Origin of the sequence: Sulfitobacter sp. BSw21498, from assembly GCF_006064855.1 — a bacterium.
GTDB lineage: Bacteria > Pseudomonadota > Alphaproteobacteria > Rhodobacterales > Rhodobacteraceae > Sulfitobacter.
In genome coordinates this window covers 1,662,243-1,686,526 of sequence record NZ_CP040753.1, presented here as the reverse complement: position 1 = coordinate 1,686,526, position 24,284 = coordinate 1,662,243, and the positions used below count along the sequence as shown (strand labels likewise).

Annotated in this window: 26 protein-coding genes; 18 read left to right on the top strand and 8 right to left on the bottom strand. The window is 60.7% G+C overall.

Annotated elements, in window-relative coordinates; translation table 11 throughout:
• The first annotated feature begins 52 nt into the window (after positions 1-52).
• Positions 53-538, top strand: a complete 486-nt coding sequence (locus E5180_RS08240) for a MarR family winged helix-turn-helix transcriptional regulator (RefSeq protein WP_138923953.1) — start codon at positions 53-55, stop codon at positions 536-538.
• Positions 539-544: 6 nt separating this feature from the next.
• Here the strand turns inward: E5180_RS08240 and E5180_RS08235 are convergent, their stop codons facing one another.
• A complete protein-coding gene (locus tag E5180_RS08235; RefSeq protein WP_138923952.1) occupies positions 545-1,003 on the bottom strand; it encodes an Lrp/AsnC family transcriptional regulator in 459 nt (152 codons plus the stop codon).
• A 114-nt stretch (positions 1,004-1,117) separates the two neighbouring features.
• Here E5180_RS08235 and E5180_RS08230 point away from each other — a divergent pair, with 114 nt between their 5' ends.
• Complete coding sequence (locus E5180_RS08230; RefSeq protein WP_254700435.1) at positions 1,118-2,050, top strand: DMT family transporter; 933 nt, start codon at positions 1,118-1,120, stop codon at positions 2,048-2,050.
• Between the two features lie 35 nt (positions 2,051-2,085).
• Here the strand turns inward: E5180_RS08230 and E5180_RS08225 are convergent, their stop codons facing one another.
• The 6 genes from E5180_RS08225 to E5180_RS08200 all read right to left on the bottom strand — a co-directional run bounded on the left by E5180_RS08225 (position 2,086) and on the right by E5180_RS08200 (position 8,886).
• Positions 2,086-3,168, bottom strand: coding sequence for an SMP-30/gluconolactonase/LRE family protein (locus tag E5180_RS08225; protein ID WP_138923951.1), 1,083 nt, complete (start codon positions 3,166-3,168; stop codon positions 2,086-2,088).
• Positions 3,169-3,295: 127 nt separating this feature from the next.
• Entirely contained in the window at positions 3,296-4,453 is a 1,158-nt protein-coding gene (locus tag E5180_RS08220; protein ID WP_138923950.1) for a saccharopine dehydrogenase family protein, read from the bottom strand.
• A 162-nt stretch (positions 4,454-4,615) separates the two neighbouring features.
• Positions 4,616-6,043: an alanine/glycine:cation symporter family protein gene (locus tag E5180_RS08215; RefSeq protein WP_138923949.1), complete on the bottom strand. Its 1,428-nt coding sequence runs from the start codon at positions 6,041-6,043 to the stop codon at positions 4,616-4,618.
• Between the two features lie 161 nt (positions 6,044-6,204).
• Positions 6,205-7,155 carry an asparaginase gene (locus E5180_RS08210; RefSeq protein WP_138923948.1) on the bottom strand — a complete coding sequence of 317 codons (951 nt, stop codon included), beginning with the start codon at positions 7,153-7,155 and terminating at the stop codon, positions 6,205-6,207.
• A gap of 153 nt (positions 7,156-7,308) precedes the next feature.
• The gene (locus tag E5180_RS08205; protein WP_138923947.1) at positions 7,309-7,902 is read right to left on the bottom strand and encodes a poly-gamma-glutamate hydrolase family protein; all 594 of its coding nucleotides are present in this window, start codon (positions 7,900-7,902) and stop codon (positions 7,309-7,311) included.
• 33 nt (positions 7,903-7,935) lie between these two features.
• Positions 7,936-8,886, bottom strand: coding sequence for a class II glutamine amidotransferase (locus E5180_RS08200; RefSeq protein ID WP_138923946.1), 951 nt, complete (start codon positions 8,884-8,886; stop codon positions 7,936-7,938).
• Between the two features lie 181 nt (positions 8,887-9,067).
• On the opposite strand from E5180_RS08200, the gene E5180_RS08195 reads away from it, so the two are divergent.
• The 13 genes from E5180_RS08195 to ccoS all read left to right on the top strand — a co-directional run bounded on the left by E5180_RS08195 (position 9,068) and on the right by ccoS (position 21,310).
• On the top strand, positions 9,068-9,838 hold the full coding sequence (locus E5180_RS08195; RefSeq protein ID WP_138923945.1) for a GntR family transcriptional regulator: 771 nt from the start codon (positions 9,068-9,070) through the stop codon (positions 9,836-9,838).
• The gene (locus E5180_RS08190; RefSeq protein ID WP_138923944.1) at positions 9,835-10,665 is read left to right on the top strand and encodes a tryptophan 2,3-dioxygenase; all 831 of its coding nucleotides are present in this window, start codon (positions 9,835-9,837) and stop codon (positions 10,663-10,665) included. The genes E5180_RS08195 and E5180_RS08190 overlap by 4 nt, the downstream gene beginning before the upstream one ends.
• An 11-nt stretch (positions 10,666-10,676) precedes the next feature.
• Entirely contained in the window at positions 10,677-11,852 is a 1,176-nt protein-coding gene (gene kynU, locus E5180_RS08185; RefSeq protein ID WP_138925164.1) for a kynureninase, read from the top strand.
• Between the two features lie 71 nt (positions 11,853-11,923).
• Positions 11,924-12,676 (top strand): transcriptional regulator FnrL, encoded by a 753-nt coding sequence (gene fnrL / locus E5180_RS08180; protein WP_138925163.1) that lies wholly within the window; start codon positions 11,924-11,926, stop codon positions 12,674-12,676.
• A gap of 87 nt (positions 12,677-12,763) precedes the next feature.
• Positions 12,764-13,171 (top strand): universal stress protein, encoded by a 408-nt coding sequence (locus tag E5180_RS08175; protein WP_093734207.1) that lies wholly within the window; start codon positions 12,764-12,766, stop codon positions 13,169-13,171.
• A gap of 123 nt (positions 13,172-13,294) precedes the next feature.
• A complete protein-coding gene (gene ccoN / locus E5180_RS08170) occupies positions 13,295-14,893 on the top strand; it encodes a cytochrome-c oxidase, cbb3-type subunit I (RefSeq protein ID WP_138923943.1) in 1,599 nt (532 codons plus the stop codon).
• A gap of 11 nt (positions 14,894-14,904) precedes the next feature.
• Positions 14,905-15,729, top strand: a complete 825-nt coding sequence (gene ccoO, locus E5180_RS08165) for a cytochrome-c oxidase, cbb3-type subunit II (protein WP_138923942.1) — start codon at positions 14,905-14,907, stop codon at positions 15,727-15,729.
• Positions 15,730-15,741: 12 nt separating this feature from the next.
• The gene (locus E5180_RS08160; protein ID WP_138923941.1) at positions 15,742-15,960 is read left to right on the top strand and encodes a cbb3-type cytochrome c oxidase subunit 3; all 219 of its coding nucleotides are present in this window, start codon (positions 15,742-15,744) and stop codon (positions 15,958-15,960) included.
• Positions 15,953-16,816 carry a cytochrome-c oxidase, cbb3-type subunit III gene (gene ccoP, locus E5180_RS08155; protein WP_138923940.1) on the top strand — a complete coding sequence of 288 codons (864 nt, stop codon included), beginning with the start codon at positions 15,953-15,955 and terminating at the stop codon, positions 16,814-16,816. The genes E5180_RS08160 and ccoP overlap by 8 nt, the downstream gene beginning before the upstream one ends.
• Positions 16,817-16,974: 158 nt before the next feature.
• The gene (gene ccoG / locus E5180_RS08150) at positions 16,975-18,537 is read left to right on the top strand and encodes a cytochrome c oxidase accessory protein CcoG (RefSeq protein ID WP_138923939.1); all 1,563 of its coding nucleotides are present in this window, start codon (positions 16,975-16,977) and stop codon (positions 18,535-18,537) included.
• 1 nt (position 18,538) lies between these two features.
• Positions 18,539-18,991 carry a FixH family protein gene (locus tag E5180_RS08145; RefSeq protein WP_138923938.1) on the top strand — a complete coding sequence of 151 codons (453 nt, stop codon included), beginning with the start codon at positions 18,539-18,541 and terminating at the stop codon, positions 18,989-18,991.
• Positions 18,988-21,138 carry a heavy metal translocating P-type ATPase gene (locus E5180_RS08140; protein WP_138923937.1) on the top strand — a complete coding sequence of 717 codons (2,151 nt, stop codon included), beginning with the start codon at positions 18,988-18,990 and terminating at the stop codon, positions 21,136-21,138. The genes E5180_RS08145 and E5180_RS08140 overlap by 4 nt, the downstream gene beginning before the upstream one ends.
• Before the next feature lie 10 nt (positions 21,139-21,148).
• Entirely contained in the window at positions 21,149-21,310 is a 162-nt protein-coding gene (gene ccoS / locus E5180_RS08135) for a cbb3-type cytochrome oxidase assembly protein CcoS (protein WP_093734199.1), read from the top strand.
• On the opposite strand, the gene E5180_RS08130 is transcribed toward ccoS, so the two are convergent.
• The gene (locus E5180_RS08130) at positions 21,307-22,194 is read right to left on the bottom strand and encodes a LysR family transcriptional regulator (RefSeq protein ID WP_138923936.1); all 888 of its coding nucleotides are present in this window, start codon (positions 22,192-22,194) and stop codon (positions 21,307-21,309) included. The two genes, ccoS and E5180_RS08130, sit on opposite strands and share 4 nt — an antisense overlap.
• Positions 22,195-22,295: 101 nt before the next feature.
• On the opposite strand from E5180_RS08130, the gene E5180_RS08125 reads away from it, so the two are divergent.
• The 3 genes from E5180_RS08125 to E5180_RS08115 all read left to right on the top strand — a co-directional run bounded on the left by E5180_RS08125 (position 22,296) and on the right by E5180_RS08115 (position 24,179).
• Positions 22,296-22,793 carry a lactoylglutathione lyase family protein gene (locus E5180_RS08125; protein ID WP_138923935.1) on the top strand — a complete coding sequence of 166 codons (498 nt, stop codon included), beginning with the start codon at positions 22,296-22,298 and terminating at the stop codon, positions 22,791-22,793.
• Positions 22,794-22,935: 142 nt separating this feature from the next.
• Entirely contained in the window at positions 22,936-23,412 is a 477-nt protein-coding gene (locus E5180_RS08120) for a DUF305 domain-containing protein (RefSeq protein WP_138923934.1), read from the top strand.
• A gap of 47 nt (positions 23,413-23,459) precedes the next feature.
• Positions 23,460-24,179 (top strand): MauE/DoxX family redox-associated membrane protein, encoded by a 720-nt coding sequence (locus tag E5180_RS08115; RefSeq protein ID WP_138925162.1) that lies wholly within the window; start codon positions 23,460-23,462, stop codon positions 24,177-24,179.
• The last annotated feature ends 105 nt before the right edge of the window (positions 24,180-24,284 follow it).

The window sequence follows — 24,284 nt, the reverse complement described above, 5'->3', positions numbered from 1 at the left end:
TATTTTGCAAGCAAACAGTAGCGGCGCGGCAAAAATGAAGTATTCAAGCGTTATGAGCGAACCCGACCTTACGAGCGAACCCGAAAATTCCGCCGCTTCCTACAGCCTGCACGACAGGCTGGGCTTTCGCGTGTCGCGGCTGGCGGCAATTATGCGCGCTAGTCTGGACAAAGAGCTGTTGCAGCTTGGGCTGACACGGTTGGAATGGTGCGTGTTGGCCAGCATCGCGTTGGAAGGCATCACCGCACCCTCTGAAATCGCCGAGAATATCGGGATCACTCGCCCCACCGCGTCACGGACGTTTAAGCAGATGCGCGCCAAGGGCTGGCTGCTGCAGAACTTGACGGATGGGGACGGGCGCGCCCGTGCGATCACGCTGACCGACGCGGGGCAAGACCTGCTGGCGCGGGCGCGGGTGCTGGTCGACGCGCATCAGGCACGGTTTCTGGGCAAGCTCGACCGCCAGGCGGCCGCGCATTTTCTATCGTCGCTGGATACGCTGCTAGAAGGCGTCCACGACCGGTTCGACGACCCGTAGCGCGGCTTAGGTCACGGCAGGAAATACGTTCGACTGTTTTAGCACGCCGTAGGCAAAGCTGGAATCAATCGACGCGATGCCGGGGATATTATGCAGCTTGTGGCGCACGAATTCCTCGTAACTTTTTAGGTCCTCGACCAGCACCCGTAGCAAATAATCCTCGCTGCCGGTGATGACATAGCAGTCTAGTATCTGGTCGGTCTCGTGCACCTTCTTTTCGAACAGTTTCACCACCTCGCCCGTGTGGCTGCTCAGCCTTATGCGTACCAGTGCGGTCACCGGCAGCCCATAGGCGCGTTCGTCGACAATGGCGGTATAGCCCTTGATCACGCCCTTCTCCTCAAGTGTGCGGGTGCGGCGCAAACAGGGGGAGGGTGACAGGTTCACCTGTGCGGCCAGATCCTGATTGGTCAGCCGCCCATTGCGCTGAAGCGCTTTTACGATCTCGCGATCCTTGCTGTCCATTTTGGCCTCTTAGGGGCAGGATATGCCTTAAATTCTTATTTTGGCGCAATCATTAGCAACCATCTGCCGAGCGGTACAGCGTAAAACGGCGCAGATACAATGCGCAGGAATATAATGCTCAGCTCCCCCTCGATACCCGCCACGAACGGATTTTCCCCGCAGCAAATCCCCCTTCGACCGCTGGTCGGCTACCTCGCGATTGCGGTGACCGTGCTGGTTTGGGCGGGGTTCGCGCTGTCGACCCGTGCGGCCAGCGGGGCGCAGTTGACCCTTGGCGACGTGGCGTTGATCCGCTCGGCAATTCCGGCACTGGTATTTTTGCCCTTCCTGCCCAAGCGGATGGCGATGCTGAAACGGCTTCCGCCGCACCGCTGGCTGATGATCGCAGCCGGTGCGGGGCTGCCGTTCTTTGGGTTGGCGGCCATAGGCGGTGCGCAAACCTCGGCGACGCATGTCGGCGCGTTGATTGCGGGGACGACGCCGGTGTCGGTCGCGGTGCTGACGTGGGTGTTCTACCGCCAACGCCCTGACGCGCTGCTGCCGCTGGGGATTGTGCTTGTCGGGGTGGCAGCGCTGATCGGGGCGTCAGGCAATCTGGCGGCGGGCAGCCTGTCGGGCGTGGCATTGCTGCTGTCGGCAAGCCTGCTTTGGGGCTGCTATACGCTGGGGCTGCGTGGCAGCGGGCTGGACCCGATCGGTTGCGCGCTGGTGCTGGCGCTGCCGTCGACGCTGGTGCTGCTGCCGTTGCTGGCAACGGGGGTGCTGCCAAGCAGTCTGACGCAGGTGCGTTTGGCTGAGGCGATGCCGTATATCCTCGCTCAAGGCATCGGCGTGGGCCTTATCTCGAGCCTGACTTACGCCATCGCCATCGCCCGTCTGGGGGTCGCGAAATGTGCCGCCATTGGTGCGCTCGCCCCCGCGATTGCTGCTGTGTTGGCCGTGCCGCTGCTGCACGAGGCGCTGTCAATGGGCACGATCCTGGCCGTTCTCATCATCTGCGCAGGCGTCATGCTGGCGAGCCGACCCAAGCGGCAACCTGGTGCATGACGCGGGCCTATGTGTCGGTCCCGCGCCCGCGCGTGTCAGCGTGCAGGGGCGTCCAGTATCCCCAGCCGCGGTTCGGTTAAGGAAGTCACCGCGATGCGCCCGTCAGGCAGGGTCACGGCACCAGTCGTCAACGCATAGTCGCCAGCCGGATCCTGAAGCGTTTCCAGCACCTTACCCGACGCATCCATACGCAGGATAAAGCCATAGCGCAGCGGTGCGGGTTTCATGCTGTCCGGCAGGCGCATAATCACACGGCGCAGGGCGGGGTAGCCCGCCAGCTTGTCCATCGCGGGATTGCGCGGGCTGACCAGACCGATCCAAAACGTGCCATCCGGCGCATTGTTGATGTTGTCGGGGAACCCCGGCAGGTTCTCGAGAACAACCGATCCCGCGCTGCCGTCTAGCGGGAAGCGCCAGATGCGGTAGCTGCCTGTTTCAATCACGAAAACCGCGCTCTCTGCATCATCCACCACGACCCCGTTGGCAAAGTTCAGGCCACCCGCGAACACTGTGGTTTCGCCCGTTGCGGGGTCGTATTTCAGGATGCGCCCGTTCGCAGAATGCTCCACCAGATCCAGCACGGATGCTGCCAGCGTGCCGCCATTGCCCTCTGCCCCAAAGCGGGTCGAGGCGTCCGAGAAATAGACGCTGCCATCAGCGGCGATATCTACATCATCGGCGTAAAGGATCGGGCTGCCGTCTTTGGTCGTCTCGGCCAGCAGGGTCACAGCACCCTTACGGTCAATCGCCAGCAGGCCGCGATAGGCGTCGGCTACAAAAAGCGTGCCATTGTCGTCAAATTCTATCCCCAATGGGCGACCGTCGGTTTGAGCAAAGACGCTGATCGCCCCGTCGGCTTCGACCCGCAGGATTTCACCATCGTGGGTGGCGACATATACCAGCCCGTCCGGCCCGATATCCGCATCCTCCGGCCCGCTGCGCCCATCTAGGTCAATGATCTCCAGCGCGGTCAGCCGGTCGTTGGGTGCGTAGCCTGCAGTATAGCCCTGATCTTGCGGTGCCTCCCACGCGACGGGGGCGACAGACACGGGCCAGAACGCCAGATATGCCAGCGCTGCCAGTAGGCCGATGCCGAGTAGAGTGAATAGTTTTCTCATGGGGGATCCTCCGCAGGATTCGCGCGTAGGTAGTGGCGCACAGTGTACGGTTGCCGATCCGCTGCGCCGGTTCAAGAGGCAGCACGCGGAGCCCCCGCAGTGATGGTCACCGCGAGGGAGGCATTCGTCAGCTTTCTACGTCAAAGCTGAGCCCCGCATTGGCGGTCAGCCGGTCGATGATCGCGCTGCCAAAAACGGGTGCCGCTGTCAGAACGCCACCGGGGGCGGCTGCGGCCTCTTCGATCAGGCAGATCGCTGCTTCGGTCAACATCTTGGAGGTAGACCCGTAGCCCGGATCACGGTCGCCCTTGACCCCGACAGTCAGCCGCTCGCCCCCGTCGGTAACGCCGGTGAACATCAGGTCATAGCTGCCGTTGTCGCGTTCCTCTTTCGAGGGGCCTTCGCCCGGTTTGATATCACCGTCGCCCATAGGGTTGGATTTGGCGATGCTGCTGGCGATCGCTTCGCCCTTCTCGCCCTTGCCGGTGAACATCATCTCTTCGTAGGTGAATTCCGTGCCGTAGGGGTGGCCCATCAACATGTTTGATCGGTGCACATTCTTGGTGTTGATCGACGCCATGACAAAGGGTGCGACCCAGATGCCAAAATCGGGGTCTTCGTAGGGCTTGTTGCCATAGGGTTGCTTGGGCCCCTCGAACCCCGGTGTCAGCGCAAAGGACGACACCAGACGTTTCATAACCTCTGGGTCGCCCATGGCGAGCTTCATGGTTTCTTTGCCCGACGCGGCTGTCCCGCCAGAGAAGGTCCCCTTCATGCCGCGCACCCGACCTTTGACCTCCCGAAGCGGCGCGCCAAAGCGTTTCTGCGCCTCTTGTTGCAGAAAATAGACGCCCATGTCGAAGGGAATGCTGTCGAAGCCACATGAATGCACGATCCGCGCACCGCTGGCTTTGGCAGCATCGTTGTATTTCTCGATCATGTCCCACATGAACGGCGGCTCGCCCGACAGGTCGACGTAATCGGTGCCGGCTTTGACACAGGCCGCGACCAGCGGTTCGCCATACAGCAGATAGGGGCCGACCGTGGTGATGATAACCCGCGCCCGTGCGACCATCGCGTCCAGCGACGCCGGGTCAGAGGCATCTGCCTCGATCAGGGGCGTATCGGCAGGTAGACCCATCTCGTCGCGCACCGACGCAAGCTTGGATGCGCTGCGACCGGCCATGGCCCAGGGACGATCCGGATAGGTCGCGTGGATGTATTCCGCGACCAGCCGCCCCGTAAATCCAGTTGCGCCGTAGATGATGATATCGAATTCAGCCATGTGCCGTTCCTCCCCGATTGGTTGCATGTCTTTGCGCAACTATGGGGCGAGGCAGGCGGTATTGACCATCACCGAGTTCTGGAACGCTGCGTCGGGGTGCAAAAGAAACGGGCCGCAGCAGATGCTACGGCCCGTCTCGAAGTCAGGTAAGATGCGTTCAGATCACTCTGCGGGGAGCTTCCACGCGTCGCGGTCGATGTCCAGATCGGCATAGTCATCGGGGTTCAGCACAGGACGTTCGATGCCGGCCTTAAGCTGCTGACGGAAGTCGCGCAGCAGGCGCATGGCCACAGGAAACAGCATCATGATCGCCAGCAAGTTGACCAGCGCCAGAATACCCATCATCGGATCCGAGAAGAAGAACACCGCTGTCGCCGCCGGTGCTGTCGCCCCAAGGAAGACAATGGCGATGATCGCGATCCGCAGACCCAGAATACCCAAGGGGCTTTTGGTCAGCACAGTCATCGCGTTTTCACCCAGATAGTAGTTGTAGATGATCGACGAGAACGAGAACAGCAAGATCGCGCCGCTCAGGAAGTACTGCACCCATGTGCCCAGATGCGACACCATGCTTTGCTGTGTCAGCGCCACACCGTCGATGCCTTCGGCACCGGGGACATAGACATCGCCCAGCAAGATCACGAAGGCCGTGCACGAACAGATGATGATTGTGTCGATAAAGACCGAAAACGACTGTGTGATGCCTTGGCTGATCGGGTGGCGTACCTCTGCTGTGGCAGCCACGTTCGGCGCTGAACCAAGGCCGGCCTCGTTCGAGAACAGACCGCGACGCAGACCTTGGGCGACGGCCGCCCCCATGCCACCACCGACGGCTTCTTGCAGGCCGAAGGCGTTGGTGACGATGTCATAGATCACGCCGGGCAGGCTGGTGATGTTCAGCAAGATCACGATCAGCGCCATTCCCAGATACCCGATGGCCATGATCGGCACCACAACATCGGACACTTTGGCGATGCGGTGGATGCCGCCAAAGATGATAAAGCCCGAGACGATCGCCAGCGCGATGCCGGTCCAGATGCGGTCAATGCCAAAGCTGTCTTGCATGGACCCAGCGACCGTGTTGCCCTGGAACGCGTTAAAGCCGAGGCCAAAGGCGGCAATCAGGCAGATCGCGTAAACCACGGCCAGCCAGCGGTATTCTTTGCCCAACCCGTGGATGATCGCGCCAGCCGGACCGCCGCGGTAGGTGTGCTCTCCGACTTTGCGTTTGAACAGCTGGGCAAGCGAACATTCGACAAGGCTGGTGGCCATGCCGACCAGCGCGATGGCCCACATCCAAAAGACAGCACCGGGACCGCCAAGCGAGATCGCAACCGCGACCCCTGCGATGTTCCCGCCGCCGACACGTCCGCCGACCGATACCAGCAGCGCTTCGCGTGCCGAAATCTGATTAGAATCGTCCGCGTTGTTCTTGTTCGACAGGACGCGGAACATGCGGCCAAAGTATTCGATCTGCACGAAACCGGTCGTGATGGTGATGAAAATACCGAAGATGACGAGGATCGGGATCAGCGACCACCCCCAGGTGAAGTCTCCGATCCAGCCGAAGAGAAGTTCAAGAAATTCCATATTTATGTCCCTATGTTTTGCCGCGTTTTAAGGCGATCGTGCCCAAAGCGTAAAGCCGAATGACGCAGCAGGACGGATGTGCCAGTCATGCCGCGTCTAGTGCGTTGAAACTTATGAGCTTAATTTTTAGGCAAAGCCGAGACGGGACGGCTTTTCGGAGGTTAATCCGCAATTTCTCCGCATTGATCTGTCGCCAGATAGCGTTGTCGCGCGTCGAAATCGCTGTGCTGGCTCAGCGCGAACTGGATTTTTACAAAGGCCATTTCAGGTGTCATCTGGCCACCGTCGATCGCGCCGCTGTCTCGCAGCGCCTTGCCCGCGGCATAGGTGCCGATCTGCATGCCGCCTTCGGCACATTGGCTGACGGCGACCACCGGAACGGCCCTGTCTCGGGCCTTGCGCAGGGCAGCGCGCAAAGGAGGGCTGTCGGGGACCGTGCCGGCACCATAGCAACGCAGGACGATCCCGTCGCACATGCCCGCAGCCTGATCCAGCAAGGCGGCGCTGAAACCGGGGGTGACAGTCAGCACTGCGACCTCATGCGGGCGCAGCGGGCTAAGTTCAGGGGCAGGGGCTGCAATGCGCGGCACGCTGTCTGTGGGCGCGGCGGTAAAGGCGTCCAGCGCTTGCGAATGGGCCTTGCGCACGCGTGCGCCATGCAACCGCTTGCCGCCGAACTGGACCCAGACACCAGCCGCCGCCGTACGGGCAGCGATCAGCGCATCGATCAGATTTGCGGTGCCATCGGTATCGGCGACGGTCAGCGGGCGCATGGCTCCGGTCACGATCACGGGACGTGCCAGTCCGGGCAGCGCTAGGCACAGCGCAGCGGCGGTATAGGCCAGCGTATCCGTGCCATGGGTTACAACAAACCCGTCAAAGCGATCACGGTACTGGTGGATGGTTTCGGCGATGCGCAGCCAGTCCTGCGGCGTGGCTTGGGCGGAATCGATCAAGGGATCAAGCCGCAGCACCTCGACCGTGTCTGAGACGAGACCACTGGCAACCAAGGCTGCCACGGCGTCTTCGACCACGCCCGCACGCGGTGCAAATCCGTCGGGGGTCTGGGCCATGCCAATTGTGCCACCGGTATGGATCAATAATATCGCCATGCTGCACCCTTTGTGCTGATTGCCCCTGCAAAGGCCTCTCTTAAAAGTGCCGCAGGCGGACCAGATGCGTCCGCTGCTGTCAAGCCTGCATCAGGCGGGCTGGATTGCCATGCGTCGGGCGGACCCGATCAGAGTACCGGCACAGGGTTCCAGTCAGGCTCTGTCGGAGGTACCGGCCTTCGTTATCGCTTCCCGAAGCGCGGCGCTAAAGCGGTCCATAATCGCGGTATCTTGTGACAACGCGTGGCGCAGGGATCGGGACAGTTCTAGCTGCACGCCCGCGCCGCTGAGGGTGCGATTGCAGATGTTGGTCGGATGCACGCCGGGCAACGCCGTGTTGAGTTCAGCCGCAAACCCCGCGGCGCGCAGGGCTTCGCCAATGGCATCGCGCAGGCCTTCGGCACGGCCCCCGAGCCAGACCGCGTCGGTGCCGTCGTTCTTGCGCCCGTGCACGGCGACCGACGTGACTGCCCGCGCCACCAGTGCCAGTGCGTCGGGTTCATCAAACCGGTGCGAGGTAATGTGGAAATCGCCATGGGCACCGAGGTGCAGCGCCTCGAACAGATAGAACGACAGATCATCCCCTGCCACAGCCCGCGCGATCTGCGCCGTCTCGGGTTCGATCGTGCCCCCATGCGGCGCAAGGATCACAACGGGCGTGCTGCGATCCTTGACTGTGATACGGTAGTCTTTCCCCGCCTCATGCGCGGCGGCAAGCGTGGCGAAATCGGGATAACGGTCGGCCATGTATGTCCTTTCCAACGTGCAAAGGGGGGCGGGCTATACGTCCAGCTTGGTCACGGTCTTGGAGATTTTGCCATCTGTACGGCGCAGGGCGACCATCTCTCCAAAACGGATACGCAACCAGTCATCGCGGTCTTCAGTCAGCGGTTCGGACGCGAAAATGGCCGAGGTCGCTTCCCCCTCGGCGCTGCTGTCGACCTTGTAGCTGTCGGCGTAGTCCTGATAATTCTGGCCCATCAGTAGGTACATCGGTTCCAGTAGCATCGACAAAGAATAGTCGTCGGTGCCGGGGCCTGCCTTGCGCAGCTCTTTCCAGTCGCCCTCGGGGGCCGTTTCGCCCTTGTGGCCTGCGCCATAGTTCACGCCGATGATCCGGTCGGGAGACACCAGCGCGATCTTGAGCTTGGTTAGGGCCACCAAGTCCAGTTTGCGCATCGCCTCCAGCACCGCGCCAAGCAGCTTTTCAAACGCCACTTGCACATCGTCATCGCTGTCGCCCTCCATCAGGGACAGCAGCAGCACGTAGAAGAATTCGGTGTCGGTCGTGCCCTTCATCTGGCGAAGATAGTTGTCCTTGCACAGCGTCAGCAATTCGCGTTGCAGCAGCCGCCAATGGGGCAGGGCCCCGTTCTGTGCGATGATCCACGGCGTGCCCTTGAACGAGAACGGGTGGCAGTTTTCATCGGCCAACACGTTGCGCGCATCATAGGCCGCGGCTCGGACATGGGCGAGCATGGTGCTGGCCTGAAGACTGGGAATGATCCCGGGGGCGTTGTCATCATGAAACGCCGCCATTGGGCGATGATACAACAGCGGCTCTTCGGGTTTCAGCAGATGCGCGCTCCATAACCCAAATCCCCAGCCCGCAAGTTGCAGGTTCGGGTGCAGTTCGGGATCAAGGCTCTGGTTGATTAGACTATTTTCCGGCTTGGTTAGCAGGCTTTCAAGCGGAATTTCGGGCCCGATATAGGCGAGAACGCGACACATAGGTTTCCTATCTCTTCAAAGGGCGATCACGGGCATCACAGTCAAAAGCGCTGCGCCGTGTGTTTGTGGCAGGACAGGTAGAGCGTTGCCGATCAAAGACCAGATCACCTGCGGAAATAATAATATACGATTTACATGATCGTATTTACTTGTCAGAATGTGCGGGGAGAGGGGCGCGCCTATGACACTTCGGCAGTCGAAATCAGACATCCTATTCGACAGGCTCCGGCGCGACATCCTGACGCTAGAATTACCGCCTGGCATGGTCTTGCGCCTGCCTGCGTTGTCCGAACGCTATGCCATCGGGCTGACGCCCCTTCGCGAATGTCTGAACCGGCTTGCGGTGGAACAGCTGGTCGTGCCCGAGCATAACAAGGGCTTTCGCGTCACCCCACTGACCCGCGCCGACCTTCTGGACCTAGAACGCAGCCGCGACGCTGTCGAAGGGGCGATGCTGGCCCATTCCGTCAGCCAGGCCGATGATGCATGGGAGGCAGGGGTCATCGGTGCCTACTACCACCTGGCGAAAACGACCGTGCCGTCGGTAATTCGTGAAGATGACGCGCTTGCCCAATGGACACGGCGGCATCTGGCCTTTCACCAAGCGTTGGTCGCCGGTGCGCGGTCGCCTTGGATGGCGCGGTTTGCAGGGCAGTTGCAGGATCAGCTGGGCCGCTATCACCGCTTTATTCAGTCAGGCCTGCGCGATCTGACCCAAACCGCGCCATCGCTTGCGACCAAAGCGGCCGCTGTCTCTGCTGCTGGCATGGCGCTGGAACCGCACCGTGCGCTTTATCAGGCAGCACTTGATCACGATCCGGCTGCGGCGCTTGCGGCCTTTCGCCATCACACCGGCCTCAGCATCGCCGCCTTCGAGGAGCTATCGACCTTGATGCCTGCCCATTCGCCGTTTGCTAAAACCCTCGGCCCCCAATCGGAGACTCCCGCATGACCGGCTACAACCCCGCTGACGAGGGCGCACAAATGTCCTTTGCCAAGGATATGTCTTATACCGACTACCTGTCACTTGACCCGATCCTCGGGGCGCAGAACTGCAAATCGGACGCCCACGACGAGATGTTGTTCATCATCCAGCACCAGACGTCCGAGCTGTGGATGCGCCTTTGCCTGCACGAGCTTTCTTCCGCCCGGGCGCATTTGGCGCAAGGCGATTTCGCCCCCGCGATGAAGATGCTGGCCCGTGTGGCGCGTATTTTTGAACAGCTTAACAGCGCGTGGGACGTGCTGCGCACAATGACCCCCAGCGAATACACTGATTTCCGCGATGACCTTGGCGCGTCGTCGGGGTTCCAGTCGCATCAATACCGGCTGATCGAATTCATCCTCGGGAACCGCAACCGTGCGATGATGAAGGTGCATGAACACCGCCCTGAACTGCACCACATGTTGACGCAGGAACTGGGCACGAAATCGCTGTATCACGTGGCGCTTGACCTGCTGGCAGAGGCAACGGGGCGAAGCTTTGACGCGCATGTCTATGCGATGGGCACCCCCCATGCGGCGGATGATGCGGTCATGCAGGCGTGGGTCACCGTGTACAAAGACCCGCGCGCCCATTGGCAGCTGTACGAGCTGGCCGAAAAGCTGGTCGATCTGGAAGATTACTTTCGCCGCTGGCGGTTCAACCATGTGACCACGGTGGAACGCATCATCGGATTTAAACGTGGCACGGGCGGCACGTCGGGGGTGAAATACCTGCGCCGGATGCTCGAAGTCGAACTTTTTCCCGAACTCTGGAACTTACGAGGTGTCCTGTGACCCAACTGCCGATGAAAGACCGCTTCTCCCTGCCCGAGGGCATGATCTACCTTGACGGAAACTCGCTAGGGCCGCTGCCTGTGGGCACGGCCGAAAAGGTTCAAGATGTGGTGCAGGCGCAATGGGGCGCGCATCTGATCAAGGGCTGGAACCTTGACGGATGGATGGCGCAGCCCGCCCGTGTGGGTAACCGCATCGCCCGTTTGATCGGCGCGCCAAAGGGGTCGGTGACCATGGGCGACACGCTATCGGTCAAAGTGTTTCAGGCTCTGTCTGCCGCGCTAAAGATGCGCCCTGACCGGCGGGTGATCCTATCGGACAGCGGCAACTTTCCGTCGGATCTGTATATGGCCGAAGGGTTGATCAACCAACTGGGGCAGGACTACGAGCTGCGTATCGTCGCCCCCGAAGAGGTGGCAGGTGCCATGACCGACGATGTTTCGGTCGCGATGATCACGCAGGTCGATTATCGCACGGGCCGGATGCACGACATGGCGGGCATTACGGCGGCGGCCCATGGGGCTGGGGCGGTGATGCTGTGGGATCTGGCGCATAGCGCAGGGGCCGTGCCCGTCGATGTGGCTGTCTGCAATGCTGAATTCGCCGTCGGTTGCACTTATAAATACCTCAACGGTGGGCCGGGGGCCCCGGCGTTTGTCTATGCGCGGCCTGATATTGTCGCCGAAATCCAACCCGCGCTGGCCGGATGGCTGGGGCATGATGCGCCTTTCGCGTTTGAAACAGGCTATCGTCCGGCACCCGGCATCGAACGCATGCGCGTCGGGACACCCCCTGTGATCCAACTGGCCGCGCTGGAACACGCGCTGGGCGTTTGGGACGACGTGGATATGGCCGACTTGCGCGCCAAGTCCGTCGCGCTGAGCGAACTTTTCATCCAGCTTGTCGAAGAGCACTGCCCCGAGCTGACGCTGGCCAGCCCACGCGACGCAAGCCACCGCGGCAGTCAGGTGTCGTTTGCGTCAAAGAATGGCTATGCGGTGATGCAGGCCCTAATTTCGCGGGATGTGATTGGTGATTTCCGCGCGCCCGACATCATGCGCTTTGGTTTCACGCCGCTTTATATCGACGAGGCCGACGTGCGCGGTGCGGTGGATATTCTGGCCGATATCCTGAACACCCGCAGCTGGGACCGACCCGAGTATCATCAAAAGCGCGATGTGACCTGACCGGCACAAACCATGCTCTGCCACAGCAAGCGACATCGGGACGCAGCGCTGTGGCGGGACGCGTCTTGGCGATGGTTATTCGCGCAGTTGGGCGCTATGGTTGTGCCATGCTTGATCTACAGTCCCGTCCGAAATGCAGTGAATGCCCGATCCGTCACCGTGCCGTTTGTGCGCGCTGCGACGACGACGAGCTGTTGATGCTTGAACAGATCAAAACCTATAAATCGTTCAAGGCGGGGGATCAGGTGCTGTGGCGCGGTGATGGGCTGACTTATGTCGCGTCGGTCGTGGCAGGCGTCGCCAGCCTTGGCAAAACGATGGAAGACGGGCGCACCCAGATGGTCGGCTTGCTGCTGCCGTCGGATTTTATCGGCCGTCCCGGGCGCGAGACGATTGATTTCGATGTGGTGGCGGTGACCGATGTGACGCTGTGCTGCTTTCACCGCAAACCCTTCGAGGCATTGATCGAAACCACGCCCCATATTGCCCAACGGCTGATGGAAATGGCGCTGGATGAACTGGACGCCGCGCGCGACTGGATGCTGTTGCTGGGCCGCAAGACCGCCCGCGAAAAGATCGCGACCTTCATCGAAATGCTGGTGCGCCGACAACAGCTTACCATCGCCGACGCAATGGATCAGGAGCTCGTTCTGCCCCTGACACGTCACGAGATCTCCAACTATCTGGGTCTCACGCTCGAGACTGTCAGCCGCCAGCTTGGCGCGATGAAGAAAGAGCGTATCGTGCAGTTCGTTGACCGCCGCCGGTTCCGCGTGACCGACCTTAAGGCGCTGCACGTGGCGTCGGGTGACGACTGCCCCTAAAGATATTTTTCTACTGATTTGATCTGCATCAACGCGGGTGTCCAAACAGTAGTGTCTGATGCCTGCACCTTCATAGGAGAGTGCAGCATGTACAAGAATATCCTGATCCCCGTTGTTTTTGAGACCCCCGAAATCACCCAGACCGCCTTTGACGCGGCGCAGGCGCTGGCGTCAAAGGATGCCAAGCTGACGTTGCTTCACGTGATTGAAACAGTGCCGATCTATGTCGCGGACTATATTCCCACCGACGTTTTTAGCGTCGCCCGCGAGACGGTGCAGGCGCGGCTGGAGGCGTTGGCGCTAGAGCTGCCCGAATGTACCACCGCCATTGCTGACGGGCGGGCGGGACCGCGGGTGACCCGCTGGGCCGAGGAAAACGGGATGGACTGCATCGTCATCGCGTCGCACCAGCCTGCGTTTTCGGACATTCTGCTTGGCTCTGTTGCGCAATATGTGGTGCGCCACGCCAAATGCGCGGTGCATGTCGTCAGATAATCGGCACCCTCACGGGCAAACTTGACCCAGATCAAAGACCGGTTCGCGTGGCCCCTTTACGCCCAAAGCGCGAACAGGAAAGCGCCGCCCCGATCAGGGCGGGCGCATACATAGAGGTCCGATATGAATTACTTGAAACTCGTCATTCTGGCGCTGGTGGCGTTGATCGCTGCGATGGGGGCCAGTTGGGCACGTGATATCGCGTATCAGGTGCATGCGCTGATCATCATGGGCGTCGCGGGGGGCATGTTTTTATGGGTCCTGCGCCACACGGACGAGCCTGAACGGCCGCGGCCCATGTCCACCGGCTATGCCGATGGGGTGATCCGCGCAGGCGTGATTGCCACGGCGTTCTGGGGAATTGTGGGGCTGCTGGTGGGGACGTTTATTGCGTTCCAACTGGCCTTTCCGGCGTTGAACTTTGACTGGGGGCAACCCTTTACCAACTTTGGCCGGCTGCGCCCTCTGCATACGTCGGCGGTGATTTTTGCCTTTGGCGGCAATGCGTTGATCGCGACCTCTTTCTATGTGGTGCAGCGCACCTGTTCGGTGCGGTTGTTTGGCGGCAACCTCGCGTGGTTTGTGTTCTGGGGCTATCAGCTGTTCATCGTGCTGGCCGCCACCGGATATCTGCTGGGGTCCACGCAATCCAAAGAATACGCAGAGCCCGAATGGTACGTCGATATCTGGCTGACGATCATCTGGCTATGCTATCTGGCGGTGTTTCTGGGCACGCTGATCATCCGCCGCGAGCGGCATATCTACGTCGCCAACTGGTTCTACCTTGCCTTTATCGTGACCGTCGCGATGCTGCATGTGGTCAACAACCTATCGGTGCCGGTCAGCCTCTGGGGGTCGAAATCGGTGCAGGTTTTTGCCGGTGTTCAAGATGCCATGACCCAGTGGTGGTACGGGCATAATGCGGTCGGCTTTTTCCTGACGGCGGGCTTTCTGGGGATGATGTATTACTTCGTGCCCAAACAGGCGAACCGCCCTGTCTATTCCTACAAACTGAGCATCGTCCACTTCTGGTCCCTGATCTTTCTTTATATCTGGGCGGGGCCGCACCACCTGCATTACACCGCGCTGCCTGACTGGGCGTCGACGCTTGGCATGGTGTTCTCGATCATCCTGTGGATGCCCAGCTGGGGCGGTATGATCAACGGCCTGATGACGCTGCAAGGGGCGTGGGACAAGCTGCGCACCGATCCGATCTTGCGGATGTTTGTACTGTCGCTTGGCTTTTACGGCATGTCCACGTTCGAGGGGCCGATGATGTCGATCCGCGCCGTGAATTCGCTCAGCCACTATACCGACTGGACCATCGGACACGTCCATTCCGGTGCGCTTGGCTGGAATGGCATGATCACCTTTGGTGCACTTTATTTCCTGACGCCACGGCTTTGGGGGCGGGCAAAGATGCATTCTATGTCGGCGATCAACTGGCACTTCTGGTTGGCGACCATCGGCATCATTTTATACGCGGCCAGCATGTGGGTCACCGGCATCATGGAGGGCCTGATGTGGCGCGAGGTCGATGATCAGGGGTTCTTGGTCAACTCCTTTGCGGACACCGTGGCGGCGAAATTTCCGATGTATGTGGTGCGTGGCATGGGCGGTATTTTGTATCTCAGCGGCGCGCTGATCATGGTCTGGAACATGTGGATGACGATCAAAGGGGGCGCAAAACAGTCCGCACCCGTTGGCGTTCCGGCGGAATAAGGGCAATCGCAATGGCACATAACACTAAAATCACCGATCCCGCGCAGGATCCCAATGTCTCAACCCTGTCGGACGCTCCGCAAGAGATCCCGAACGAGCTGCCGCATCACACCGCATTGGTGAACCGGCACGCGATCCTCGAGAAAAGCCCGACGCTGTTGTTGATCGCATCGTTGCTGGTGGTGTCGATCGGCGGCATCGTCGAAATCGCACCGCTGTTCTGGCTTGAAAACACGATCGAAAAGGTCGAGGGCGTGCGTCCCTATTCCCCGCTCGAACTGACGGGGCGCGACATCTATGTGCGCGAAGGGTGCTATCTATGCCACAGCCAGATGATCCGCCCCATGCGCGACGAAGTCGAACGCTATGGGCATTATTCGCTGGCGGCGGAATCCATGTATGACCACCCGTTCCAATGGGGGTCGAAACGCACCGGACCGGATGTGGCACGCGTGGGCGGGCGGTATTCCGATGCGTGGCATGTGGACCATCTGTCCGATCCGCAATCGGTCGTACCGGAATCCATCATGCCGAAATATGCGTTTCTTTCCGACACGCGGATTGCCGCAGACCACGTGCAGGATCTGCTGAAAACCCACCGCTTTGTGGGCGTCCCCTATACGGACGAGCAGATCGAACAGGCCGCGTCGGATTTCAAGGTGCAGGCCGACCCGGATGCCGACTATGACGCGATGCTTGCGCGGTATCCCGGTGCTGCGGTGTCGAACTTTGACGGTGCGCCCGAACTGACCGAGATGGACGCGCTCATCGCGTATTTGCAAGTGCTGGGGACGATGGTCGATTTCTCGACCTTTACCCCCGACGCCAGCCGATAAGGAGGTTTTGCAATGGATACCTATTCTTTCCTGCGTCAGCTGGCAGACAGCTGGGTTCTGCTGGCGATGTTCAGCTTTTTTGTGGGCGTGATCCTGTGGGCTTTCCGGCCCGGCGGCTCTGACACCTATGCCGCCGTGGCGCGCATTCCATTGCGCGAAGACGCGCCCGCGGGGTGCGCGGGCTGCAACGGCGCAGACTGCGCCGCCAAGAAAGGAGCCCGAAATGACTGATCACAAGCAAGACGATGTGACCGGCATCGAGACGACGGGGCACAGCTGGGACGGCATCGAAGAGCTGAACACCCCGCTGCCGCGCTGGTGGCTTTGGACGCTGTATCTGACGATCATCTGGGGCATCGGCTATAGTGTGGCCTATCCCGCGTGGCCAATGATTTCAGGGGCGACGAGCGGTGTATTGGGCTGGTCCACCCGCGCCAATGTGGCGCAGGACATCGACGCGCACGCGCAAAAGAACGCGCAGCTGGTGGCGGATTTGCTGGGCACCGACATGGAAGCGTTGCCACAGGATGCCGACCTCAACCGGTATGCTATCGCGCGTGGCGGTGCGGTGTTTCGCGCGAATTGTTCGCAGTGTCACGGGTCGGGCGCGGCAGGGGCCAAGGGCTATCCCAACCTGCTGGACGACGACTGGCTTTGGGGCGGGGCGATGGCAGACATCGAATATACCGTGCGCCATGGCATCCGCAACGAACAGGACGTCGATGCGCGCTACAGCCAGATGCCTGCCTTTGGCGCGATATTGGGCAAGGATGACATCGCGGCGGTCGTTGAACACGTGATCTCGCTTTCATCGTCCAATTTTGACGTGGCGCTGGCCGGAACGGGTGCCGAGGTCTTTGCAGATAACTGCAGCGCTTGCCACGGTGATGCGGGGCAGGGTGATCGCAGTCAGGGTGCCCCCAATATTGCCGATGCGATCTGGCTGTACGGCAGCGACCGGCAGGCGCTGACCCAGACCGTGACGAATGCGCGTTTCGGCGTCATGCCCCCCTGGGGCGGGCGTCTGGAAGAGGCCGATATCCGCGCAGTTTCTGCCTATGTCCACTCTCTGGGAGGGGGGGAATAGCGCAGAAAGCTGACAGTGGCGGCTCTGCCCGAGTGCCACTGTCCATCCCCAAGGCGGTCCTGTTCGCAAAACGAACCGCTTTGGGGGTGTTTTTGACTCAGATCAAAGTGTGCTGTCTTGACCTTCGATAAGGTGGCGGTGCGAACAGGATACATCTGATGACACAAACGTCACCTCCATCTCTTTATGCCCCGCGAGAGCCGGTTTTTCCGCGCCGCGTCGACGGGTTCTTCCGTCGCTTTAAGTGGGGCATCATGGCCGTCACGCTGGGGATATATTACCTCACGCCGTGGCTGCGGTGGGACCGCGGGCCCAACTTGCCGGATCAGGCGGTGCTGATCGATCTGGCGCATCGGCGGTTCTATTTCTTCTGGATCGAGATATGGCCCCATGAATTCTATTTCGTGGCCGGTCTGCTGATCATGGCGGGGCTTGGGTTGTTTCTGTTTACCTCTGCTTTGGGGCGTGTGTGGTGTGGCTATGCCTGCCCGCAAACGGTCTGGACCGATCTGTTCATCCTTGTCGAACGCTGGATCGAGGGCGACCGCAATGCCCGCGTCCGGCTGCATCACGCGGGCTGGGGCATACACAAACTGCGCCTGCGCGTCACCAAATGGGTGCTTTGGCTGGGGATCGCGGTGGCGACAGGCGGGGCGTGGGTGTTCTACTTTACCGATGCGCCGCAGCTGGCCCGGGATCTGGTCACGCTCGACGCGGCTCCGGTGGCGTATATGACCATCGCGATCCTGACCGCCACGACAATTCTGTTGGGGGGCTTCATGCGGGAACAGGTGTGTATCTATATGTGTCCCTGGCCGCGTATCCAGGCCGCGATGATGGACCCCGACACGATCACGGTCGCCTATCGCGACTGGCGCGGCGAGCCGCGCGGAAAGGGTAATCTGCGCAAACGCGAACGTGCCGCCGCTCAGCGCGCCCAAGACCAGATCGCCGCAGCAGGGCCGGGGGCCGCGCGCTACGGGCCCACCCCATACCCCGACCGGAGGCGCGCCGCATTGCCCCCCGATCTGCCCCCCGTTCCGCCCGCAGACACCCAAGGGGATTGCATCGACTGCATGGCCTGCGTCAACGTCTGCCCCGTGGGCATCGACATTCGCAACGGCCAGCAGATGGAGTGTATCACCTGCGCCCTGTGCATCGACGCCTGTGACGATGTGATGGCCAAGATTGGCAAGCCGCGCGGATTGATCGACTATCTGGCGCTGTCGGACGAGACAGCCGAACGGGCCGGCCAGCCGCCCAAACCGCTGTGGCGTCATATTCTGCGACCGCGCACGCTGCTTTATACCGCCGCGTGGGCGTTGATCGGGGTCGCGCTGGTCTATGCGCTGTTCATCCGCAGTGCGATTGAACTGACCGTCAGCCCCGTGCGCAACCCGACCTATGTCACCCTGTCGGACGGCGGAGTGCGTAACATCTATGACGTACGCCTGCGCAACAAACAGGGGCGTGATGCCACCGTTCAAATCGGGATCACGAGCGACAGCGCGCTGACTGTCACGCTCGAAGGGCAGGGAAACGCGGGCGCAACCGTCGTGCTGCCTGCCAACCAGACGATCCTGCAACGGGTCTATGTCACCGCCGCGCCGCAAACCGAAGCGTCGACCGCTGATATGACGCAGTTGCGGCTGTGGGTCGAGGATACCGGCACCGGCGATCGCGCGTCGAAAGCCACCAGTTTCAATGGAAAGGACCGCTAGAATGGTACAGGAAATCAAAGGCTGGCATGTGTTCGGCGTCTTTGCCGCGGCGTTTAGCGTGATCATCGCGGTGAACCTGACGTTGGCTTATAATGCCGTGCACAGTTTTCCGGGGCTGGAGGTCAAGAACTCCTACGTTGCATCGCAAAGCTTTGATGCGGACCGCAAGGCGCAAGAGGCGCTTGGTTGGGAGGTGTCGGCGACCGTTACGAAGGGCGTGTTGCGGGTCGCGGTGCTGCGCGAGGGAGAGCCGCAAGAACCGCAGGTCACAAGTGCCGTTTTCGGGCGGGCGACCAGCGTTGCGAATGACCAGACCCCGTCTTTCGTCTTTGACGGCCAGGCGTTGGTCGCGCCTGTTGTGGCGGGACCGGGCAACTGGAATTTGCGCCTGAAACTGCGCGACGCCGAAGGCACGCTCTTTCAGCAACGTGTTATCGTAAAGGTAAAGGAATGAGCGCCATCGCCGCATGCCCCGGCTGCGTTGTAGCACCGGCAATCGCGCAGACGGCACCGCAATTGGGCCCGCCGGATCTGGTGCTGTCACTGCCCGCAATCCACTGCGCCACTTGCATCAACACGGTCGAACGCAGCCTGCGCGCCTTGCCGCAGGTCCGGTCGGCGCGGGTCAACCTGTCGCTCAAGCGTGTCTCGATCCACGCCAGCGATCTTGACGCCGAACAGGCGGTCGCCACGCTGGATCGCGCAGGAATAGAGGCGCATCCGCTGGACCAAAGCCTGCTGGAAAGCCGGCAAGACGACATCGGGCGTGGGCTGCTGATCCGGCTTGCCATCGCCGGTTTCGCGATGATGAACGTCATGCTGTTTTCCGTTGCGATCTGGTCAGGGGCGTCAGATGCAACCCGCGCATTGTTCCACCTGATCTCTGCCGTGATCACCCTGCCTGCGGTGCTGTTTTGCGGCCAGCCGTTCTTTGCCAATGGGATGCGGGCGGTGCGCAGGGGCGGGCTAAACATGGACGTGCCGATCTCGCTTGCGATCCTGCTGGCTGCGGGGATGTCATTGTATGAGGTTCTGAACAGCGGGCATCACGCCTATTTTGACGCGGCATTGTCGTTGACGTTTTTCTTGCTGGTTGGCCGCTATCTGGATCACCGGACCCGTAGCTCTGTCCATTCCGCCGCAAAGGAACTGGCCGCGCTCGAGGTGCAGACCGCGCAGCGCGTTCATGGAACCGGTGTCGAAAGGGTTGCGGTCGGCCTTTTGCGCGTCGGGGACACGGTGTTGGTGCCGACGGGCATGCGTGTGCCTGTTGACGGGGTGCTGAACAGTGCCGCGGCGCAGGCCGACCGGTCGTTTCTGACCGGCGAAAGCGCGGCTGTCGCCTTGACCCTTGGCGATGTGGTTCAGGCCGGAGAGATCAATCTGGGCGCGCCCTTCGAGATGACAGCGACTGCCGTGGGCGAAGATACAACCCTGCGCCGCGTTGCCGCGCTGGTTGAAATGGCCGAGAACAGCCGCAACAGCTATACCAATCTGGCCGACCGCGCCGCGCGCATTTATGCGCCGATGGTGCATCTGCTGGCGCTGGCGGCCTTTGTCGGGTGGGTGGCCTATGACGGCGACCTGCGCCACGCGCTCAACGTGGCGGTTGCGGTGCTGATTATCACCTGTCCCTGCGCGTTGGGGTTGGCGGTGCCTGCGGTGGCAACCACGGCCATTGCACGACTGTTCGATATGGGGTTTCTGGTCAAATCAGGCACCGCCCTTGAACGGCTGGCAGAGGTGGACATGGCCGTGTTCGACAAAACCGGCACGCTGACGCGGCAGGGGAAACCCGCGCCACTGGCAGAGCTTTCGGTCCAACAGAGTGCCATCGCGGGGGCCTTGGCCCAAGCATCGGCGCATCCGGTGGCGCAGGCTATTCTGGCAGCATTGCCCGTTCATACGCCCGCTGTGCTGGCCGATGTCACCGAAGTCGCCGGGCAAGGGATGCAGGGGGACATCGACGGCGTGACTGTGCGGCTGGGACGTGGCGAATGGCTGGGGGCTGCGTTCTCCGGCACCGGGCTGCGCATCGGGAGCGCACCGGCCGTCCCGCTGGCCGTGACAGAGACCCCGCGAGAGGGGGCCGCAGATACGTTGGCATGGTTATCCGCCCAAGGGATCACGCCCCAGATCCTAAGTGGCGATCGGCAAGCTACGGTGCAGGCGTTCGCCGCAAAGCTTGGCGTGCAGTCGGCCCTTGGTGATATAAGCGCACCGCAAAAACATGACCGGCTGGCGCAGCTTCAGGCGCAGGGGCACCGCGTGTTGATGGTCGGCGACGGGTTGAATGATACGGCTGCCTTGGCGCTGGCGCATGCTTCTGTCGCGCCGTCCTCGGCGCTGGATGCGTCGCGCAATGCGGCTGATGTGGTGATGTTGCGCGAGGGGCTGGACCAGTTCCCGCTGCTGATCGTAATCGCGCGCGCTCTGACCCGTTTGTCAGGTCAGAACTTTGCCATCGCGGCGGGTTATAATGCCATCGCCATTCCGGTCGCGCTGCTGGGATATGCCACCCCGCTGCTGGCCGCGATTGCGATGTCGGCGTCGTCATTGACCGTTCTGGCCAACGCGATGCGCGTGAAATATGTGAAATGAGGCATCTGCAATGAACGTGCTTTTCATCCTGATACCCGTGTCCGTGATCCTTGGCGGACTTGGGCTTTGTGCGTTTCTCTGGACGTTGAAGTCCGGCCAGTATGACGACCCGCAGGGCGCATCGGCGCGGGTTTTGCTGGATGATGATGCCCCGCCCGAGAGCCGGCCTTAGCCACGCGTTTCGACGGCCGCGGTGATCCCTTCCGCAGTGGCGGCGACACGGGCGAACTCGGCTCGGTCTTTACGGGCGATCAGCCACAGATCATGAAACCGCCGGTCGGGCAGCGCATGCACCGATAGCGCATCGCGCTTGGGGAACGCCTCCACCCCGGAACGTGGCAAGATCGTATAGCCCAGCCCTTGGGCGACGGGCAGGGGAATTTGCCCGATCTGGTTGATCGAGCTGCGGACCCGCAGATGTTCTGCCCCACGGTAATCATCAAAATTGCGCGCCAAAAGGTCGTCCGCATAGGCGTTGCCGTCGGGGTGGGCGATGAACCCCAACGCATCAAGCCACTGTAGGGTCAGGTCAGCGGTATCGAAAGCAGCTGGCAGAACCAGACACAGCTCTTCACGGCACAGGGGGGTCGCCTTGATACGTGGCATATCAGGGGCCCGGGTCACCACGCCCAGATCCAGTCTGCCCGCCGCCACCTCCGCCACGATTTGCGACTGCGGTGCCGCGTTCAGGTCAACCACGAGCTTTGGTGCCTGCAACATCCGCGCGATCAGTTGCGGATAAAGCCAAAGCGCAAAGCTCCCCGAACAGCCTATCCTCACGGTGCCTATCAAGGGGGCATCGCGCTGCATCCTGTCGCGCAGCGCGCGTTCCTCTGACCGGCGAGCGCGACCGATGGACAGCAGTTCCTCTCCTGCAGGGGTCAGGGTAAAAGACTTGCCGTCCCGCAAGATCAAGGGCTGACCCACCTGCTGTTCAAGTTTGCGCAGATGCTGCGACACCCCCGGTTGCGTCATGGCGAGCTGATCAGCAGTGCGCGTGAAATGACCGATGTCGCAAAGGGTCGTGAACGTCTCCAGCCACGAAGCGTTCAACATGGTATATTCCGAAATGTTATTAAATCCATTCCATATGATAATTTTATGTTTGCAGGCGGTCCGCCTAAATCATGGGGGTATCAGTGACCAAAGGATAGATCATGACACCGACACCACGCAGCTTTTCTCACATCGGGCTTTCTGTACCCGACCTTGATCAGGCCGTTCAGTTTTACGCCGATATTCTGGGCTTTTACGTCATTATGCAGCCGACCGAGATCGTCGAGGACGGCAGCGATATCGGGCAGATGTGTACCGATGTCTTTGGCGCGGGATGGGGGCGGTTGCGTATCGCCCACCTTGCGACGGCGGACCGCATCGGGATCGAACTATTCGAATTTGAGGGCAATCACGCGCCCGCCGACCCGTTGAACTTTCGCCAGCACGGCACCTTTCACTTCGCCATCCAAGACCCAAATCTCGAAGATCTACTGGCCAAGATTGTCGCGGCGGGGGGCAAACAACGGATGCCCGTACGGGAATATTTTCCTAACGATAAACCCTACCGCATGGTCTATGTCGAAGACCCCTTTGGCATTGTATTCGAGCTGTATAGCCACAGCTACGAGCTGACTTATTCCGCCGGTGCCTATCGTTAACCGAGCGGATTTTTGCGGGCGGTGGTAGCCTTCCGCCCGCATAGAGCAATGCGCAATTTAAGAAAAAAATCGATATCGGCGGGAACCCTCCTGCGTGGGAAGGCCGTTTTGTTGGCATAGCAATCTCACGAAAGGACTTCTCATGTCATATTGGCGCTTCTTTGCAATGATCATTACTTCGACCGTGGTGATGTTCGGTTTGATGTATCTGAACACCTATGCCATCGATCACGTATTCTTTAGTGAAACCCGCAGCTATATGGCGCTTTATATGGGCGCGGTGATGGCGATCATTATGCTCGCATTTATGTTGGGCATGTACAGCAACCGCGGCGCGAATATTGCTATCTTTGTTGGCAGCGCGCTGGTTTTTGCGGTGTCGCTATTTTTGGTGCGCAGCCAGACCACAGTGGATGATACCTCGTGGATGCGCGCCATGATCCCGCACCATTCGATTGCCATTCTGACCAGCGAGCGGGCCAATATATCGGACCCGCGGGTGCGCAAGCTGGCCGATGATATCATCAAAGCACAGCGGCTGGAAATCGACGAGATGAAAGCGCTGATTGCGGACCTTGAAGGTGGGCCGGCGGCCACACCTGAAATCGACGGGAAGTGAGGTAAGCCGTGGCTGATCAACACACACAACCCGCCAAACTTTACCGGATGATGATGCCCGACCACACCTGTCCCTACGGTCTGAAATCCAAGGACTTGCTGGAGCGTCAGGGATATGAGGTCGAGGATCATCCCCTCACAACCCGCGAGGAAACCGACGCGTTCAAAGCAAAGCATGATGTCGAAACGACGCCGCAAAGCTTTATCGGAGGCGAGCGGATCGGTGGCTATGATGATCTGCGCATCTACTTTGGGTTGGACAAGCCCAAGGACGCGCAATCGGACACGTCCTACCAGCCGGTGATCGCCATTTTTGCGGTTGCATTCCTGATGGCGCTTGGCCTGTCATGGTTCGCCTTTGAGAGTATACTGACTGTGCAGGCGTTCCAGTGGTTCGTCTCAATCTCCATGTGTTTTCTGGCGGTGCAAAAGCTGCAGGACATCGAGAGCTTCTCCACGATGTTCCTAAACTATGATTTGCTCGCCAAACGCTGGGTGCCCTATGGCAAGGTCTATCCCTTCGGCGAGGCTTTTGCGGGCATCGCCATGACCGCGGGGGCCTTACTGTGGCTGGCAGCACCGGTTGCGATCGTGATCGGCGGCATTGGCGCAGTGTCGGTGATCAAGGCTGTTTATATCGACAAGCGCGAGCTGAAATGTGCCTGTGTCGGTGGCAGCAGCAACGTGCCGCTTGGTTTTGTGTCTTTGACTGAGAACCTTATGATGCTGGGTATGGGGCTTTGGATGCTCGTTCGGTTGTTGGGCTGATCCGCGGTCGCGCGGCCCTGTCATCTGCGGCTGAACCCTTTCGTGTGACCCCCCCTCGTGCCGCTGCTGCGGGACGAGGGGGCTTTTTGCAAACGGCGAGACAGT